At 26.6% G+C, this 19674-nt stretch carries 13 protein-coding genes; 1 reads left to right on the top strand and 12 read right to left on the bottom strand.

All coding sequences use genetic code 11. The features are described 5' to 3' along the window. Window positions 1-223: 223 nt before the first annotated feature. From rho to hldE, 12 genes are all read right to left on the bottom strand, one after another. On the bottom strand, window positions 224-1483 hold the full coding sequence (rho, locus tag FD727_RS01900) for a transcription termination factor Rho (protein WP_159938480.1): 1260 nt from the start codon (window positions 1481-1483) through the stop codon (window positions 224-226). 344 nt (window positions 1484-1827) lie between these two features. Continuing rightward, entirely contained in the window at window positions 1828-2160 is a 333-nt protein-coding gene (gene trxA / locus FD727_RS01895; RefSeq protein WP_159938479.1) for a thioredoxin TrxA, read from the bottom strand. A gap of 1260 nt (window positions 2161-3420) precedes the next feature. Continuing rightward, complete coding sequence (locus FD727_RS01890) at window positions 3421-4710, bottom strand: dicarboxylate/amino acid:cation symporter (protein ID WP_159938478.1); 1290 nt, start codon at window positions 4708-4710, stop codon at window positions 3421-3423. Window positions 4711-4992: 282 nt separating this feature from the next. Further along, window positions 4993-6003, bottom strand: coding sequence for a peptide ABC transporter ATP-binding protein (locus FD727_RS01885; protein ID WP_159938477.1), 1011 nt, complete (start codon window positions 6001-6003; stop codon window positions 4993-4995). Continuing rightward, window positions 5993-6979 (bottom strand): dipeptide ABC transporter ATP-binding protein, encoded by a 987-nt coding sequence (gene dppD / locus FD727_RS01880; protein ID WP_159938476.1) that lies wholly within the window; start codon window positions 6977-6979, stop codon window positions 5993-5995. Before dppD ends, FD727_RS01885 begins: the two co-directional genes overlap by 11 nt. Before the next feature lie 13 nt (window positions 6980-6992). Beyond that, entirely contained in the window at window positions 6993-7895 is a 903-nt protein-coding gene (gene dppC / locus FD727_RS01875) for a dipeptide ABC transporter permease DppC (RefSeq protein WP_159938475.1), read from the bottom strand. 10 nt (window positions 7896-7905) lie between these two features. Then, window positions 7906-8925, bottom strand: coding sequence for a dipeptide ABC transporter permease DppB (gene dppB / locus FD727_RS01870; RefSeq protein WP_159938474.1), 1020 nt, complete (start codon window positions 8923-8925; stop codon window positions 7906-7908). Between the two features lie 184 nt (window positions 8926-9109). Next, a complete protein-coding gene (locus tag FD727_RS01865) occupies window positions 9110-10690 on the bottom strand; it encodes an ABC transporter substrate-binding protein (RefSeq protein ID WP_370515958.1) in 1581 nt (526 codons plus the stop codon). Between the two features lie 925 nt (window positions 10691-11615). Further along, the gene (locus FD727_RS01860; RefSeq protein WP_236393562.1) at window positions 11616-12512 is read right to left on the bottom strand and encodes a VirK/YbjX family protein; all 897 of its coding nucleotides are present in this window, start codon (window positions 12510-12512) and stop codon (window positions 11616-11618) included. 180 nt (window positions 12513-12692) lie between these two features. Next, the gene (locus FD727_RS01855) at window positions 12693-13313 is read right to left on the bottom strand and encodes a Fe-Mn family superoxide dismutase (protein WP_236393561.1); all 621 of its coding nucleotides are present in this window, start codon (window positions 13311-13313) and stop codon (window positions 12693-12695) included. 1709 nt (window positions 13314-15022) lie between these two features. Then, on the bottom strand, window positions 15023-15727 hold the full coding sequence (ribB, locus tag FD727_RS01850; protein ID WP_159938470.1) for a 3,4-dihydroxy-2-butanone-4-phosphate synthase: 705 nt from the start codon (window positions 15725-15727) through the stop codon (window positions 15023-15025). Between the two features lie 415 nt (window positions 15728-16142). Beyond that, on the bottom strand, window positions 16143-17567 hold the full coding sequence (gene hldE / locus FD727_RS01845) for a bifunctional D-glycero-beta-D-manno-heptose-7-phosphate kinase/D-glycero-beta-D-manno-heptose 1-phosphate adenylyltransferase HldE (RefSeq protein ID WP_159938469.1): 1425 nt from the start codon (window positions 17565-17567) through the stop codon (window positions 16143-16145). An 833-nt stretch (window positions 17568-18400) separates the two neighbouring features. Here hldE and FD727_RS01840 point away from each other — a divergent pair. Then, window positions 18401-19630 (top strand): multifunctional CCA addition/repair protein, encoded by a 1230-nt coding sequence (locus FD727_RS01840; RefSeq protein WP_159938468.1) that lies wholly within the window; start codon window positions 18401-18403, stop codon window positions 19628-19630. The last annotated feature ends 44 nt before the right edge of the window (window positions 19631-19674 follow it).

Below are 19674 nucleotides of genomic sequence, written 5' to 3'. Positions count from 1 at the left end.
TTTTTAAAAAATTATCTTTATTTTCTATGAAAATAGAAACAGTTTTAAACAGCCTTAAAAGATTAAAAATATCTTTCTATAGATAAAAATCTATGAGGTATAATATATTTATATATTTATAAATAATATATTTATTCATAAATATAAAATGATTGTTATCAATTATTATATCTATTTTTATATATAAATAATAATTAATATTGATCTATATATCAATATAATACTAAGAACGTTTCATCATATCAAAAAATTCATCATTGGTTTTAGTCATTGCTAATTTATTTATAAGAAATTCCATGGCATCAATCTCACTCATTGGATGAATAATTTTACGTAAAATCCACATTTTTTGTAATTCTTCCTGTAAAGTAAGCAATTCTTCTTTACGCGTACCTGAACGATTATAGTCAATAGCCGGAAACACTCTTTTCTCTGCAATTTTACGAGATAAATGTAATTCCATATTACCTGTTCCTTTAAATTCTTCATAGATAACTTCATCCATTTTTGAACCAGTATCAACTAATGCAGTAGCTATAATAGTTAAACTACCACCTTCTTCTACATTACGAGCTGCACCAAAAAAACGTTTGGGACGATGTAAAGCATTTGCATCAACACCACCAGTTAAGACTTTACCAGAAGCTGGAACAACCGTATTATAAGCTCTTGCTAAACGAGTAATGGAGTCTAGCATAATAACAACATCTTTTCTATGCTCTACCAAACGTTTTGCTTTTTCAATCATCATTTCAGCAACTTGAACATGACGTGCTGCTGGTTCATCAAAAGTTGATGCAATAACTTCTCCTTTAACCAAACGTTGCATCTCAGTTACTTCTTCTGGACGTTCATCGATTAATAACACCATTAACACACAATCTGGATAATTATAAGCAATGCTTTGAGCAATATTCTGTAATAACATGGTTTTACCAGCTTTTGGAGGAGCTACTATTAATCCACGTTGGCCAAGACCAATAGGAGAGGCTAAATCTAATACTCTTGCTGTTAGATCTTCAGTAGATCCATTACCACGTTCCATCCGTAGACGGTTATTAGCATGTAGTGGTGTCAAATTTTCAAAAAGAATTTTACTACGAGCATTTTCTGGTTTATCATAATTAACCTCATTTACTTTTAGTAAAGCAAAATAACGTTCTCCTTCTTTTGGAGGACGAATTTTACCAGCAATAGTATCTCCTGTACGAAGATTAAATCTTCTAATTTGACTAGGAGATACATAAATATCATCTGGACCAGCTAGATATGAACTATCTCCAGAACGTAAAAAACCAAAACCATCTTGTAATATTTCCAGTACACCATCACCGAAAATATCTTCTCCACTTTTAGCATGTTGTTTCAGGATGGAAAAAATAATATCCTGTTTGCGCATACGTGCTAAATTCTCTAATCCTATATTTTCGCCAAGAGTAATTAGTTCAGAAACTGGCGTATTTTTTAATTCGGTAAGATTCATAATGATGGATTCTTAAAATCGAGGTAATTCTCAAAAGATATTTATTATGAATGGTATGGCAAATTATTCTATGTTTATTAATGAGTTTTTCGATTTTACTCAACGAGTATTATTATATATAGCGATAAACAGCGAGGAGATAACCGAAAAACGATATCGAAACTTGCTATACGTATATTTATTTTGTATCAAAAGTATAATACTTAAAGCGATAAAGAATTGATAAAGAATCTTAAATTTAAACCGTAAAAAGGATATAAACATAGACTAACATGTCTAATCAGAAAACTTTCAGCAGCAGTGGTGCCTCCACTGCTGATAAATATCGCTCACTACTACTAAAATTAAACTAAATTAGCATTTAAAAACTCTTTTAATTCTCCTTTAGAGACTGCACCTACTTTAGTAGCTATAACTTCACCTTTTTTAAATATAAGTAAAGCTGGAATACCACGGATACCATATTTAGAAGCAATATTTTGATTATCATCGATATTTAGTTTAGCGATAGTAAGTTTATCATTATATTCTTCCGCAATTTCATTTAAGATCGGGGTAATCATTTTACAAGGACCACACCATTCAGCCCAGAAATCTACTAAAACAGTTCCTTCTGCTTTCAGCACATCGGTGTCAAAACTTTTATCGGTTAGGTGAACGATTTTATCATTACTCATATTTAACTCCAAAATACTATACTTAGCAAGCCACGCTAGAGTAGCTTAACGTAGTGTAATGGTTTTATTCTATTGAATATTTTTGAAAATAGTACTCACTTACTATTTAATAGTACTTATTTAAATAAAATACAAACAATAGAACTTTATATTTTAGTTTTATTAAACTCCGTAAAGTTATTAATTTGATATTAGTACTTTACTGTTACTAACTTATACTTAATTTAATAAAAAAACAAAATTATTTTTTTATTAATTTGAGTTAAGTCTTTACTTAATGATCAAAATATATACTGAAAATAAGTAATTTTAAAAATATTTACATAATCAAAATAACTATTTTATATAATATTTCTTATATTTAATTTATATATACATTTATAAGATATATATCTAGTATACGATTAAGTATAGTTTATTTATCGAAATTTATATACTGTCAATAACAAGTAAAGTCGCACCTATAGTTTAATAACTATTATACTTATATGTTCTAACATCTAGATCTTTTATTTTAAAAGTAAAGATTAGAAAGAATTATTATTAAAACATTTATATATCTATTAAATAAATTTTACTTATTTATAAACATTTAAATTTTATAAATTAATTATATTCTTATAATAATTATTTTTATATTATACTATATATAATTAACTATTTAGATTAAATCTGATTCTTATTTAAATTAATTTACTTCTTTAAATAAGTAAAATTTTATCTAAATATTTTAATACATTAATAAATCAATAGATTTTTAATAAATATTAAATTTTGATAAAATACTAGATATGATTCCTACGTTAATGATTTACTTAATCATTAGTGATACTTTATATATCATCTTTAACGACTTAACTATATTATTAAGTATATAACTAAATTACACAAATAATATTTAATTTTAATATATTATTAATCGCAATACATTTATGAGTCTAATAGACTTTATTATATCAATAATATTATTTATTAATAAATAATAATCTATTTTAGCTAATAATATAAATTATATAATTTATATTATTAGCTCATGTTAATAATATAAATTATTATTAATATATACTAATACACTTGATACTGAACACAAAATTGAATTATTGTGTTCAGTATAAATATTTTATTTAAAGAAAGTAATGTACTAAAATTTTTTTAGATAATACATAATAATTATTGGCTCATTCATAACTGAGCTTTCTATTAGTAATCATTTAAATATCATAATTTATAAAGTTTAAATAAAACTTATTAAGTTTTATTTTATAAAGCTGTATATTTTGATGGATTATTCATTTGTTTTGCAGAATAAAGTATCTTTTTCATTTTTTTTTCATCCAACTGACCAACACATTTAGCTATAACTACAGTAGCTACACCATTACCAATTAAATTAGTCAAAGCACGTGCTTCAGACATAAAACGATCAATTCCTAAAACTAATGACAAACCAGCTACAGGTAAATGGCCTACAGTAGAAAGAGTCGCTGCTAACACAATAAATCCACTACCAGTTACCCCTGCAGCACCCTTAGATGAAAGTAATAACACTAATAATAGTGTTATTTGATGAGTAATATCCATATGTGCATTAGTTGCCTGAGCAATAAATATTGCTGTCATAGTAAGATAAATGGAAGTACCATCTAAATTAAAAGAATAACTAGTCGGAATAACTAAATTAACGAGTGATTTCTTGCAACCTAAATTTTCCATTTTTTTCAATATACGTGGTAATACAGCTTCAGAAGAAGATGTTCCGAGTACAATCAGTAATTCTTCTTTTATATAGTTAATAAATTTAAATATATTAAAACCAGCAATACGAGCGATGATACCAAGTATCAATACTATAAATAGTATACATGTAATATAAAAACATATCATTAATTGACCAAGTTGAACTAGAGATCCTATACCATATTTACCAATAGTAAAAGCCATTGACCCAAAAGCTCCAAAAGGAGCTAAACGCATAATTACATTGATAATCTCAAAAATTATCTTTGATAAACTTTCGATAATATTTAAAATTAAAGTACCAGCGGTATTAAGTCGATATAATGCGAAACCAAATAAAATTGCAAATAAAAGTACTTGTAATATATTACCACTAGAAAAAGCACTAACTATGTTGTTAGGAATTATATCCATTAAAAATATAATAGGATTAAATTGTTTACTTTGTTGACTATAAACTGCTACAGATTTTGCATCAAGTGTAGATGGATCTACATTCATACCCACACCTGGTTGAAGAACATTTACTACAATTATGCCGATAATTAATGCAAGAGTACTAACTATTTCAAAATATATTAACGCAATAGCTCCAGTACGACCAGTTATCTTCAAACTTTCCATACCGGCAATACCAGTTACTATCGTACAAAAAATTACTAATGTAATAATCATTTTGATTAATTTTATAAAACCATCTCCCAGAGGTTTCATTTGTATAGCTAATTCAGGATAATAATGACCTAATAAGATACCAATAGTAATAGCAATTAATACCTGAATATATAGAGTTTTAAAAAATGAGATTTTCATAATATATCCATTATTTTTATAAAGTGAACTACACGATAGAATCTGTGTTAAAGAACAGTATTACCGATAGTAAAAAAATACTGCTTTATTAAAAATATAAATATAGTCTGATATTTTCTATAAAATCTCTATTCATAACTAAAAATTATAACACTAAAACATAAAATAGTTATTAACTATATAAAATATCTAATAATTTATTCTATATTTTAAAAGTTAAATATATATATATTTCTTTATATTATCAATAATTACATATCTTATCTATATAAGCAAAGATTTTTAATATTCCCTAATATTTAATTCTTCGCGATCTATAGCAAAACAAGCAATTTGCCTATCATCATATTGCTTTAATTTAGGTGATAAATTTAGACATTGATCAAAGCAACGATGACAACGCGTGTTAAAAACACATCCTTTTGGAGGAGATAAGGGACTAGGTAACTCTCCGAACAATTTAATGCGTTTACGACGTTTATCTACATTAAGATAAGGAACTGCAGATAGTAATGCTTGGGTATAAGGATGCCGAGGATTGCTAAAAATTACTTCTTTACTGCCTTTTTCAATACAATATCCCAGATATATTACAATTATCTCATCCGCAATATGCTGTACAACTGAAAGATCGTGTGAAATAAATATATAAGACAGATCTAAGCTTTGTTGTAAATCCATCATTAAATTAAGGACTTGAGCGCGTACAGATACATCAAGCGCAGATACAGGCTCATCAGCTACTAATACTTCTGGATTAAGCATTAATCCACGTGCAATAGCAATACGTTGTCGTTGACCTCCAGAAAACATATGTGGGTAACGATTATAATATTCTATTTTCAGTCCAACTTTAGACATCATGGACAAAATCTTTTCTCGACGATCAAATTTGTTTAAAGTAGTATTAATTAGTAATGGTTCTTCTAGAATCTGACTAATTTTTTTACATGGATTAAGTGAAGCATATGGATTTTGAAAAATAATCTGAATTTTTTGCCGTCTTAATTTTTGTGCATTTCGATCATACCGTAAAAGATCTTGACCATGCCAATAAAGTTTACCTTCAGTTGGTTTTTCAATCATAGTGAGTAAACGTCCTAATGTAGATTTACCACAACCTGATTCACCTACTACTGCTAATGTTCTGCCAGAGTCAAGACAAAATGATATGCCATTTAAAGCATTAACTATTTTTTTTGGACTAAAAAAACTTTTTTGAACCACATAATGTTTCTTTAGATTAATTGCTTGAAGTAAATGATTATGCTCATTTGTATGATCAAAATGCATAACTTGGTACTCCAATATCATCTAATGGGAAATGGCATTTAGATTGACCATCTTGAATATTTTGTAATTTTGGTTCTTCATGACGACAACGATCAATTACATAAGGACAACGAGGATTTAATAAACAACCAGTTGGACGATCATATTTACCAGGTACCATACCAGGTAACGAAAATAACTGCATTTTATTAAAAGAAAATTCAGGTAATGATCGTAATAATGCTTGAGTATATGGATGTCTTGGTGTTTTAAAGATATTAATAGTTTTACCAATTTCCATAATTTGACCAGCATATAATACAATAATATAATGTGCTACTTCAGCCACTAATGCTAAGTCATGGGTAATAAATATTAATGACATATTTTCCTGCTTTTGGAAATTAAGTAATAAGTCAATAATTTGTGATTGAATAGTCACATCAAGAGCGGTAGTGGGTTCATCAGCAATTAATAACTTAGGCTTACACGCTAGTGCCATTGCTATCATTATGCGCTGACTCATACCACCTGATAACTGATGCGGATAGACAGAAAAACGTGATATTGGATCGGGAATACCAACTTGTGTAAGTAATTCAATAGTACGCTGTCGTCGAGTATATTTACTACCTCCTTGATGTATTTTTAAAGTTTCCATAATTTGAAATCCTACTGAAAAACAAGGGTTAAGACTACTTATGGGATCTTGAAAAATCATTGCAACTTCAGCACCAATTAATTTACTTCTTTCTTTTTTAGAAAGATTTGTTAAATCATATTGATCAAATTTTAATTTTTCTACTTCGACTCGACCAGGAAAATTAATTAGGTCCATAATTGCTAATGAACTAACTGATTTACCAGAGCCAGATTCACCAACAATCCCTACTACTTCCCCTTGATTGACATCATAACTAATACGATCAACAGCACGAAATGACGAATTATAATCTCCAAAATATACCGATAAGTTTTTTACCTTTAATAATGTCATATCGGTTCTCCTTTTATTGCTTGAGAGTTGGATCAATTGAATCACGTAAAAGATCACCCATAAGATTAAATAATATCACTGTTAGTAAAATACTTAATCCAGGAAAGGTTACAACCCACCAAGCATTTTGCGCATACTGTAATACATCAGAAAGCATAGTACCCCACTCTGGAATTGGGGGTTGTGCCCCCATACCCAAAAAACCTAGAGCAGCCATGTCAAGAATAGCATTAGAAAAACCTAAAGATGCTTGGACAATAATTGGTGCTAAACAGTTAGGCAAAATATTAATAAACATTTGTCGAAATGTACCAGCACCAACCACGCTGGAAGCGATAACATAATCTTGATGTACTTCTATCATTACTTTTGCACGAGTTAAACGAATATAGTTTGGTAAAGCCACAAAAATCAATGCTAATGAAGCATTAACAATAGATGGACCAAAAATAGCGACTAATACCAACGCTAATAACAAACTTGGTAAAGCGAGCATAATATCAACTAAACGCATAATAATAATATCTATTATACCACCAAAATAGCCAGATATTAAACCAAGAATCACGCCTAATGTAACTGAAAATAATACAACTAAACAACCAACGAGTAGTGATAAACGTGCACCAAACATCAAACGCGATAATATGTCTCTTCCCAAATCATCAGTACCTAGTATATAGCTCCAACTTCCGTTGTGTTCCCATACTGGAGGTAGCAATAACGCATTACGATATTGTTCTGCTGGAGGATGAGGTGCTAATACATCAGCAAAAATAGCAGTAAATATCATTAAAACTATACAAATTAAAGTAATAATAGATTTTTTATTACGTATAATATAATTCAATAATTTTCGTGTTGGAGAAGATTGTTTAAATATAAAATTTATGCTTTTAAAAGCAAAAAAAGACATGAGTTCACTCTTATTTTTTATAATATATGCATGGATTAATAATGCTATATAAAATATCAATTATTAAGTTAACCATAATAATCAAGATTGCAACTAATAACACACCACCTTGCACTACTGGATAATCGCGACTTTGTAGCGCTTCAATTAGCCAACGCCCTAAACCAGGCCAAGAAAAAATCGTTTCTGTTAAAATTGCGCCAGCTAGCAATGTGCCAACTTGTAAACCAATAATCGTTATTACTGGTATTATGGCATTTCGTAATGCATGTACTAAAATTATACGTACACACGTAAGTCCTTTAGCACGTGCAGTACGTATGTAATCTTTATTTAATATTTCTAACATCGATGAACGCATTATTTGGACTATCACTGCTAATGGTATTGTACCAAGTACAATAGCAGGTAAAATCATATGCATAACTGCATCTTTAAAATTACCTTTTTCCCCCCAAAATAAAGTATCAATTAGCATAAAACCAGTAAGAGGTTTTTGATTATCGAGAAAAACAATATCACTAATACGCCCAGAAACTGGAGTTAAATCAAGATGTACTGACACAAGCATAATAAGCATTATTCCCCACCAGAAAATAGGCATTGAATAACCAATCAGTGAGACTGCTATAGCAGTATGATCAAACATTGAACCACGCTTTACTGCTGCTAAGATTCCCATTGGAATACCAATGATAATAGCAAATAACATAGCGCAGCTACTTAATTCGATAGTAGCTTTAAAATGTGGTACAAATTCATTCCAAACTGGAATATGACTTTTAAGAGATACACCTAAATCACCACATAATATTCCACGAATATAAATGATATATTGTTTCCATAGTGGTTGATCCAGACCAAGCTGAGACATTAATTGAGCATGACGTTCAATCGAAATACCATGTTCTCCTGCCATAACAAGAATTGGATCGCTTGGAGTCCAATGGACAAATGTAAAAGTCAATAACGTAATACCAATAAATGTCGGAATGATAAAACTCAGACGTCGCAATAGAAATTGCAGCATAAGCTAAATTCTCAATCATATTCATACCTTGTCACCAAGGATTGTGTAGCTCGATAATACTTATCCACAAATGTTCGAAGAACAATATAAAATTACTTTTTTAAAAAAAGTAATTTTAAAGTGGATTATATGCTAAAGAGCATAAAAACTTTAAATATCATACTTAAATGATATAATCTTTCAATTATGATTGAATATCAACATCTTCAAAATGATGTTTACCTAATGGATCTACCATATAGTTGAGTACTTTCTTACTCACTGGTTCATAAACAGTAGAATGAGCAATAATTAAAGCAGGCACCTGTTCATGCATTATAATTTGAGCTTGTTTATAAAATTTAATACGTTTATTTTGATCAGATTCTGCACTTGCTAGTTTAATTTGTTTTTCAAATGGTTGATAACACCAGCGAGAATAGTTAGATCCATCTTTTGCAGCAGAGCAACTGAATAGATTATTAAAAAAATTATCTGGATCCCCACTATCTCCTGTCCAACCCGCCATAATAGCTTGATGTTCTCCATCTCTAGCACGTTTTAAAAATTCACCCCATTCAAAAGTAACAATCTTAGTCTTTACACCAATTTTACCCCAATCAGCCTGAATCATTTCAGCCATACGACGTGCATTAGGGTTATAAGGACGTTGCACTGGGATAGCCCATAAATCAATTGAAAAACCATTAGCTAATCCTATATCTTTAAGCATTTTTTTTGCTTTAATAGGATTATATTCATAATCCTTAACATCATCATTATAGCTCCACATGGTAGGTGGAATTAAATTTTTTGCTATTTGACCAGATCCTTGATAAATAGCGTCAATAATAGCTTGTTTATTTACTGCCATTGCCAATGCTTGGCGCACTTTTACTTGATCTAATGGTTTTTTTTGAATATTAAATGATATATATCCTACACTTAAACTAGCTTCATGTAATACATTAATTTTATTATTTTTTTTCATAGCAGCAATATCGGCTGGATTTGGATATGCCATAACTTGACACTCACCTTTTTGCAGCTTAGCATAGCGTACAGACGCATCAGGAGTAATTGAAAATACCAAATGATCAATCTTTGGTTTTTTTCCCCAAAAGTTTGGATTTGCTTTATACAGAATGCGAGAATCTTTTTGGTACTCTTCTAATATAAAAGGTCCAGTACCTACCGGATTAAGATCTAGTTTCTCCGGCACTTTTAGTTTTAATAAATTATCTGCATATTCCTTCGAAAGAATAGACGCGAAATCCATTCCTAGATCTGCAAGAAATGGTGCCTCTGCATGATTTAGATGAAATCTGACCGTGAGATCATTAATTTTTTCTATTCTATTAATTAATTTTGGCATATCCGTGCTATTAAAATACTCATAATTTCCACCAGAAATATAATGATACTTGTTATTTTTATCTAATTGTCTTTCAAAAGAAAAAATTACATCTTCTGCATTAAAATAGCGAGTTGGTTTAAAATATTTAGTGGTTTGCCATTTAACCTTTTTACGAAGATAGAATGTATAAATTTTACCGTCTTTACTTATATCCCATCTTTCTGCTAAACCTGGTTCTAACTTAATTGTGCCGGTTTTAAATTCAACTAAGCGATTATAAATTGGCACTGAACTAGCATCATAGGTAGTACCTGAGCTAAATAGTTGTGGATTAAACCCTTCAGGCGAGCCTTCCGAACAATAAACAAGTGTTTTTGCTTCAGCATTCATGCTATTAATAATAATTAAACTTATAAAGATGAATGACATTCTAAATTTAGTTAATATATTCATATACTTATCCATTGGATATTTTGTATAATCCATTTGAGTTAAAGATAATAATATACAGATATTTAAATAACTGTATATTATTATTAAATAAGCTAACTATATTAGGTACATTCGATTAATGACCTATATATCTTTCACTACATTAATTTATTAACAGCTATTAAAAAACACCAATCTAACTTTAAATTATTATACAACTTATGAATTTTAATAAACAAAGATAATAAATATATTTATTATCAATATTGTGTGTTGAAAGCGATATAAATTATATCGCTAAATCATGATGAGATATTAAATATCGAGATAATTTCCTTTGGAATCGTCGTAAAATTAGCCCATTAAGTGCAATGTACTTATAAAAACAATCATACCAAATAATACACAATTTTTATAATAAACTTTAAATAAAAAACCCAATTAGATCAATTATGATCTATTACTTAATAGTTTAATAAATGTAAATTTAATCATATTGTATAAATATTATATTAAATAATATAATAAACTCAGTTATAACAACTTTGGAAAATAAAATTATGCTTAAAATTTTTAATACTTAAATATTGAAATTTCTATGTACTTACTAAATTTTATTAAAATAGGGTATTTTATAAATCTTAAAGTATAATAAATTAATTTAATTATATATTTCATTAAATTAATTTTTATTTCTCTAAAACTTTTTAAGTGTACACTACTTACCTGTTCTTATGCAAGTCAGAAAATAGAATTTAATGATTAGAAACACTACATATGCGTCTATAATATATCATAATAAATAGATAATGTTTAGCTCATTTACTATATATAATATTTTCTTGTATTATTTTGTGTAATTGTTTATTTAATTAATTAAATATCATATTCTTATATTCAAAAATAATTTTTGAATATAATGTTATTTATCATTAAGTATAATACATACTTGATCATTTAAACTATCTAACAATTTATATCGACGGCGATATTCAGAACGTTTTTTACTGACAATTGACTGTAAATTTTTACGTTCTATACATAAGGGTAATGCAAAAAGATTATCTTTACGCATTAATCCACCCAAGGAAAACCAAAACTTATTATAACTAGCAAAAAATTGATCTTTTTTACTATATTGATATCGTAAACTACGAAAAATATGGGTAGTATCACTTACTGCTATAATTTTATTTATCTTACATAATTTAGCTAACAAAAACACAGCTTCCATAACTAAACGTTTTGGAAACAAACCATGTGCTGCCTTGGTAGCATCATGTATAACATTGTTAGATATATTTTTATTTGGTCCTTGTAAACCTCCAATTAATAAGATTCGATCTTCTTTTTCATTTAGCATAGAAAATGAAAATGAAAGTGAAGTAATTAATAATGATTCAAAATGTAGTTCAATTGTAACTTCTCCCTCTCGATCAAATCGACCTGGACAACAATAAAATAGAAAACTCTCTTCTTTTTTTCCATTTAAACTAGCTAATAAATTTCTATTAGAAGTTTGCAAACAATTACGCAAATTATAATTTTCTAATTGATTTACTAAATTATAATGATCAATAATTACTTGAGCACGTTGTATTACATTAAAATTAGTACATAAATACGGTCGATGAAGCTTTATAGGTAATAATCCCTGTGTAGATAAAATCTGTTTTATATTTGGTAATTTTAATAGTTGATTAAGATAATTAAAAGTACATAATGGAAAAATCAATGTTCTTAACACAAATTTAAGACGAAAACCCTTTTTATTCCATAATTTATTTGGTTTATATTTACCAAAAATCAAAGATAACATTAGAGATATTAATGAATAATTATTTGAATTTAGCAATCTATCAACAATCATATAAGTTATTTAACTAAATAAAAATTAATATAAAAATATGCATATTTTATTTATTAATGTTATTTTAATAATGGATATACATACAGTTAATCTAAAATAACTTACTTAATATTCTAGTGCTATTCAATTTTATTTTTCATTTAGAGCAAAACGTGTTGCAGCTTCATCCCAATTTAAAACTTTCCAAAATGCTTTGATATAATCTAATCTTCTATTATGATATTTTAAATAATAAGCATGTTCCCAAATATCTAAACCAAAAATCGGATATCCAGATACACCTGTTATATCATCTCCCATTAATGGATTATCTTGATTAGCAGTGGAAACTATATACAGTTTATTATTTTTTTTAACTAACCAAGCCCAACCAGAGCCAAAACGATTCATTGCTATTTTTTCAAATTCTTCTTGAAAGTTTACCAAGTTTCCAAAATTTTCTTCGATAGCAACTTTTAAATCACCTTTTAATATAGTACCTATTTTTAATCCTTGCCACAATAAACTATGATTAAAATGTCCACCTGCATTATTACGTAATAAATTTCTTTTCTGTTCAGGTAAACTAAAAAGTTTAGTAATCAATACTTCTACAGGCAAATCTACAAATTCAGTGTTTTTTAATATTATATTAGCATTATTAATGTACGCTTGGTGATGCTTAGTATAATGTAACTCCATTGTTTGTTTATCAAAATAAGGTTCTAAAGCATCATATGAATATGGAAGAGGAGGCAATGAATAACTCACAATTATTTTCTCCATTAGATATTATCTAATTAATATATTGATTAAATTACTTAATTTATGTTTAAACACTTTTAATAATAGTTCAATTAATTATAGTAAAACCATATTATTAACAGTAATGAATGATTAAATTTTAATAAAATTTAATAATTTTTAAGTATTAAAACAAAAACTATAATTGTAATGATAGCATCATAGACCAATAATTATACGAAGTAATCGTAAAAAATTATATTTTTTCCAACAGTTTAATTTAAATAAATTACATTATGATTTGAAAAATATTCAATAGTTATTTTAACTATAATATATTGGTCTATAAAAAACAAGAATTAAATATTTACAATTGCTCTTATATAAATTACTATATAAAATAAATATACCAATATGATTAAGATATTAATCTTAATTAATTATGTTATTTATAATTAAATTAATTTTTATTTATATTATTTATTATTTTTAACTCTATTTAAAATAGATTGTGTATGTATATTAGAAAATATAGATAATTATTTAATTATCTAATTAAATAATTTAACATAGAATACTATTATTTATAGTGTCAATATATTTTAAACTTAAAATACGTCATTATGCTTAAATACATTAAGAATACAAATAGATATATTATAAATATTTTATAAAAATTAGTTAATTATAATATTAATCTATATTAATTACTGTAAACATAGATATTATCTTCTATATAAATTATAATATATATAATGTAGATATAAATTTTACGAGTTGCATAATTAAATATGATGTTTATAAATTAAATACTTAGATTTAGATTCTAAATATTGGAGATTAATAACTCAATAGAAAATTAACAGTAGTTAATATTTTTACTTCATAAAAGCTTGTGTATCATTTATTGTACTTCTTTATTTACATTACTAATAATATCCTTAATATTTAGTTTTAATCAATTGTTATATAGCAAAATTCTACTATCTTAGAAAGATTCTAATTTTTTAACTAAGATCTACAATCTTTAAGATTTTTCTATTAGATAAAAAAATTTACTTTTTACTGAAACATACGATTTATTTCACAGTAAATTTTTTATTCAAAAAGTTACAAACTGTTATAATTTTTTGGATATGAATTTATTCAATTATAATGATTTTATCACTTTTAAAGTTATAAAATATTAATGTAGTTACTACATCAAGTTTAAAAAAAACATCAAGTAATTTTATGCATTATTTCAATATTATTTGCTTAAGATTTTCTATATTTTCTGCACAAGATAAAAAATCTATATTTACAGGATATCACGTACTCTCTTAATATTAATGCAAAGATATACATTGTATATTTGTATCTTTACATTAATAAATTATTATATGTATTAATGTAAACTTTATTTGTATAATGTAATCATAACGCATATTTTAAAATAAAAATAATTATACTTTCATTTAGTTATATTAATATTAGTAAGTAATTAATTATAAATATTAATTTAATCATTCAATTATAGAGAAAAATCACGAAAAAATTTTTTAAAATAAACGTGTACTTGCTTGTCACCAAAAAAGATATTTTAAAGTTGATAACTAATTACGTTATTCAATAAATAATATCAAAATTATTATTTTTGCTTTTTATGAAAATAAAGATTTCTTTTATATACAATACAGTTGATATATTACTTAATACTAAATTATTCATAATTATACTTTATTATAAGTTTTATATTAAACAGTCATATGATAATTATATAGATTTTTTGTAAAATTATATTGATTACCACCATACTTAAATTTTTTTATTTGTAAATATAGCAGTAAATCTGTAATAGTTACTATCGGCATATTTTGTTGTTTAGCGAATGCAATTACTTCAGGCGTACGTGCCATGCTACCATCCTTATTCGTTAATTCACATAATATACCAGCCGGCTTAAGACCAGCCAAAAAAAGCAAATCAATAGTTGCTTCAGTATGACCATTACGTTCTAATACTCCTCCTTTACGTGCACATAAAGGAAATACATGTCCTGGACAATTTAAATCAGAAGGTTTTACACCATCTGCAATAGCAGTATGTATAGTAGTGACGCGATCCTTAGCGGATACACCAGTCGTTACACCTTTTGCAGCTTCAATGGTAACTGTAAAAGCAGTAGTATAAGCGCTAGTATTATTATCTACCATCATCGGTAAAGCTAATCTTTGTCGATGATCATCGGTAATACAAAGACATACTATTCCACTACCATATCGAATACTTAATGCCATTTGTTCGACAGTTAGAGTTTCTGCTGCAAAAATTATATCACCTTCATTTTCACGATTTTCATCGTCTAATACCATTGCACCGTATCCATTACGTAATGCTTTAATAACCTGTTCTACACGCTGTATAGAGGTACCAAATTTAGAAAGTAATATATGATTCATGGTATACCTTGTTCTACCTATTACTTAAAATAAAGTTAAAATAATTAATTATTATCGAAATAATAATTAATTATTTTATATATATTTAATTTGCTAATTATAATGTAGCATATAATCATTAAAAATTAATAGCAGTTTTGAACAATTAATACAACTTAAATCAAGTTATTATTTCACATTTAATATTAAATATTTTAAATTTATTTTTATGACATAAATGTTTAATACTATTACTTAATAATAATTAATAAAAATTTAAAATTAAATAAACGTACTTATATTTTATAAAAATGGATTATAGATTTATAGTGGATATTATAGATTAAAGTTTAATTTTATTAAGATAAAAAATCTATATAACATTAAACAAAGCAAACAAATTATAAATTCTAATAAATTTATTTATTAACTTAGATTATTGATTACGAATATTTTCAATTATATTACTAGTTGAAATATGTGTTTTAAAATTAAGAACACGTACATCGCCTCCATTGTCCCAGATTTCTTTACTACCTACAATATCTTCAGGTTCATAATCACCTCCCTTAACTAAAACATCAGGTAATAATTCCATAATTAAGCGCTGTGGAGTATCTTCTTCAAAAGATACTATCCAATCAATTGATTTTAAAGCACTAAGTACACGCATTCGATTGTTTAAAGTATTTATGGGACGTTTTTTACCTTTAAGACGTTTAGTAGAATCATCGCTGTTTACAGCGACAATTAAACGATCACCAAGTTTTTTAGCTTCTTCTAAATAAGAAATATGTCCTATATGTAGAATGTCAAAAACACCATTGGTCATTACGATTTTTTCACCTCGTTGACGTGCTAACTCAATCATATTCTTAAGTTCTATTTGATTAAGTATACCGAAATTAATATTCGTATACATATGAATATTATTTTCTAACTCACTTTTATTAATAATCGATCCTCCTAATTTACCCACCACTATACCAGCTGCTATATTTGCAAAAAAACAAGATCGTTCAATACTTAATCCAGTTGCTAATATTGTTGCTAATACACTGATCACTGTATCTCCTGCACCTGTAACGTCAAATACTTCCTTTGCTTGAGTATGTAAATGTAATGGAGTTTTATATGGCTGCAGAAGTGTCATTCCTCTTTCTGATCGCGTTATAAGTAATGCTGAAAAATCATAATGTGAAATTAATTTCATACCACGATCAACAATTTCATTTTCAGTTTTACATTTCCCTACTACAGCTTCAAATTCAGTTAGATTAGGTGTTATTATAGTAGCTCCACGATATCTTTCAAAATCTATATTTTTAGGATCAATTAATATAGGTACTTTAAATTCATGAGCTAACTGAATTATAGATTGAATATAGTTTAAAGTACCTTTTGCATAATCTGAACATATCAAAACATTACTATCTACTAAATATTGACGTATACGATTATGTACTAATTGTGTAGCTACTTTTTCAAAAATTTTTTCAAAATCTATACGAATTAATTGTTGATTACATGATAATACTCGAAGTTTAGTAATAGTCGGGTAGTTTTTGACTACTATAAAATCACATTCCACTTGATTTTTACGTAATATTTTAGTTAGAGTACTTCCTTCATTATCATCTCCAATTAAACCAATTAATCGTGAATTAGCACCTAAGGCAGCAATATTAACAGCTACATTAGCTGCTCCACCTGGACGTTCTTCAACGGTATTTACTTTAACGATAGGCACAGGAGCTTCTGGTGAAATATGGTTAGTACATCCATGCCAATAACGATCTAACATTACATCGCCGACAACAAGCACTGTAATATTGCTAAATGAAGGCAACGTTAATGTCATTTAAAACTCCAAATTAAAATTTTGAATATTTATTAAATTTTATGTAATAAAAATCACCTATTATAATATAAGCTCTTGTTTACAAAGATTTATATAAAATATTAAATTAACTTAATTCATTAAATATTAATTAAAATCAATTAGATATTAATTTTGTGAAAAATTAGCTTACTTAAATAATCAAACTATTTATAGTTATATATATTTCATAGTAAAATTTTTAAAATTAGATATACTGGCTAGGTGTTTATTCATTTATTAAGTGATATTGATTTAATAATTTAACAAATTAACAGATATACATATCTTTTAATTTAGAAAATTTTATTCTTATTAACTTGAATGTTTCAAATTATTTATTTAAATACTTTATATAAAATCATATAGATGAATCATTAAATTGTAAAAAATAAGTAACTATTATATATTAAGTACAAAGTTAGATTTTTAATCAAAATCAAATATTAATTATATTTTATATATAACTATCTATTCGATAGAATACTTTTCTAATTGCATGATAAAATTTTTTTACGAAATTTTATTCTTAAAAAATTAAAAAAGTACATATATTTTAGTTTAAAAATGACTACCTTAGATCCAATTAAAATTTTAATAAAATAAATATATACATATATGTACTATAAGATCTATATATAATTTAAATTTAAAAGTTTATATTTTAATATAAATTAAAATATAATTTAAACTGTATAAATTTTACATTCTATGTATTTTATCCAAATAATTTATTTAAATAGATCATATAAAATTATTGTATTCACAGCATAATATTAATTATAATTTAATATTATAACTATTGGAATAGTAAATTGAAGATTTTTCTAGTTGGCGGGGCTGTACGAGATAAATTATTAAGTTTACCTGTAAGAGATAGAGATTGGGTTGTTATTGGTGCCACACCTGAATTAATGCTGAAAAATGGATTTCAACCAATTGGTCGTTATTTTCCAGTTTTTTTACATCCCACTACTCATGAAGAGTATGCGCTTGCACGTAGCGAACATAAAAATGGCAGAGGTTATACAGGTTTTTTAATAAAAACAACTCCTGATGTAACTCTTGAACAAGATTTGCAACGTCGAGATTTAACTATAAACGCTATTGCACAAGATGAAAATGGTGAACTATTTGATCCTTATGGAGGACGAAAAGATTTAGAAAATCGCATTTTGCGTCATGTATCTAGCTCTTTTAATGAAGATCCATTACGTGTGCTACGTGTAGCAAGATTTGCCGCACGTTTTGCTCATTTAAATTTCAATATTGCAAAAGAAACAGAAGTATTATTAGCTCAAATGACTAGTGATGGAGAATTAAAATATCTTACTGTCGAACGAGTATGGGAAGAAACAAAAAGAGCTCTTTTAACTGCTAATCCTCAGGTTTACTTTCAAGTATTAAATACTTGTAATGCATTAAAAGTATTATTCCCAGAACTTGATTATTTATACAAGATTTCATCTTCTTCTGTCAAATATAAATCTTATATTAATACCAATATACATACATTAATGAGTTTGACTATAGCTTCAAAATTTTCTAATTCTCTTGAGGTTAGATTTGCTACACTTTTTAGCCATATATCTATAAAGATGGTATCTTCAATAAAAATATATTCTAATTTGTATAATTTAGAATCCATAAATATTATCAAACAATTTTGCCAAAGATTACATATACCTAATAATCTTCGTGATTTAGCATTAATCATTACAAAATTTAATAATGTAATATTCAATATTGAACAACAATCCGCTAAAACATTAATCACTTTATTTAATCAAATCGATGCTTGGCGTAAGCCATCTCGCATAGAACACTTAGCACTACTAAGTGACGTAAATACATATAGCCGTTTTGAATTTAAAAATATAAAGTGTTGTACGCAAGGTAATTATTTACGTCAAGCTTTTAAATTAACTCAATCAATTTCAATAAAAGATGTAGTCGATATTGGTTTTAAAGGCGAAGAAATTCGAAAAGAATTAACAAAACGACGAGTTTATATTCTACAGAAAAAACTATTTAATCTTGATTAAATTTATTTAATTGTATCAATAATAAGATTAGTTATCAATATATT

This window comes from Pantoea sp. Mhis (genome assembly GCF_009830015.1).
Note: the sequence above shows the minus strand (reverse complement) of the source record. Positions and strands in the feature narration are given on the sequence as shown.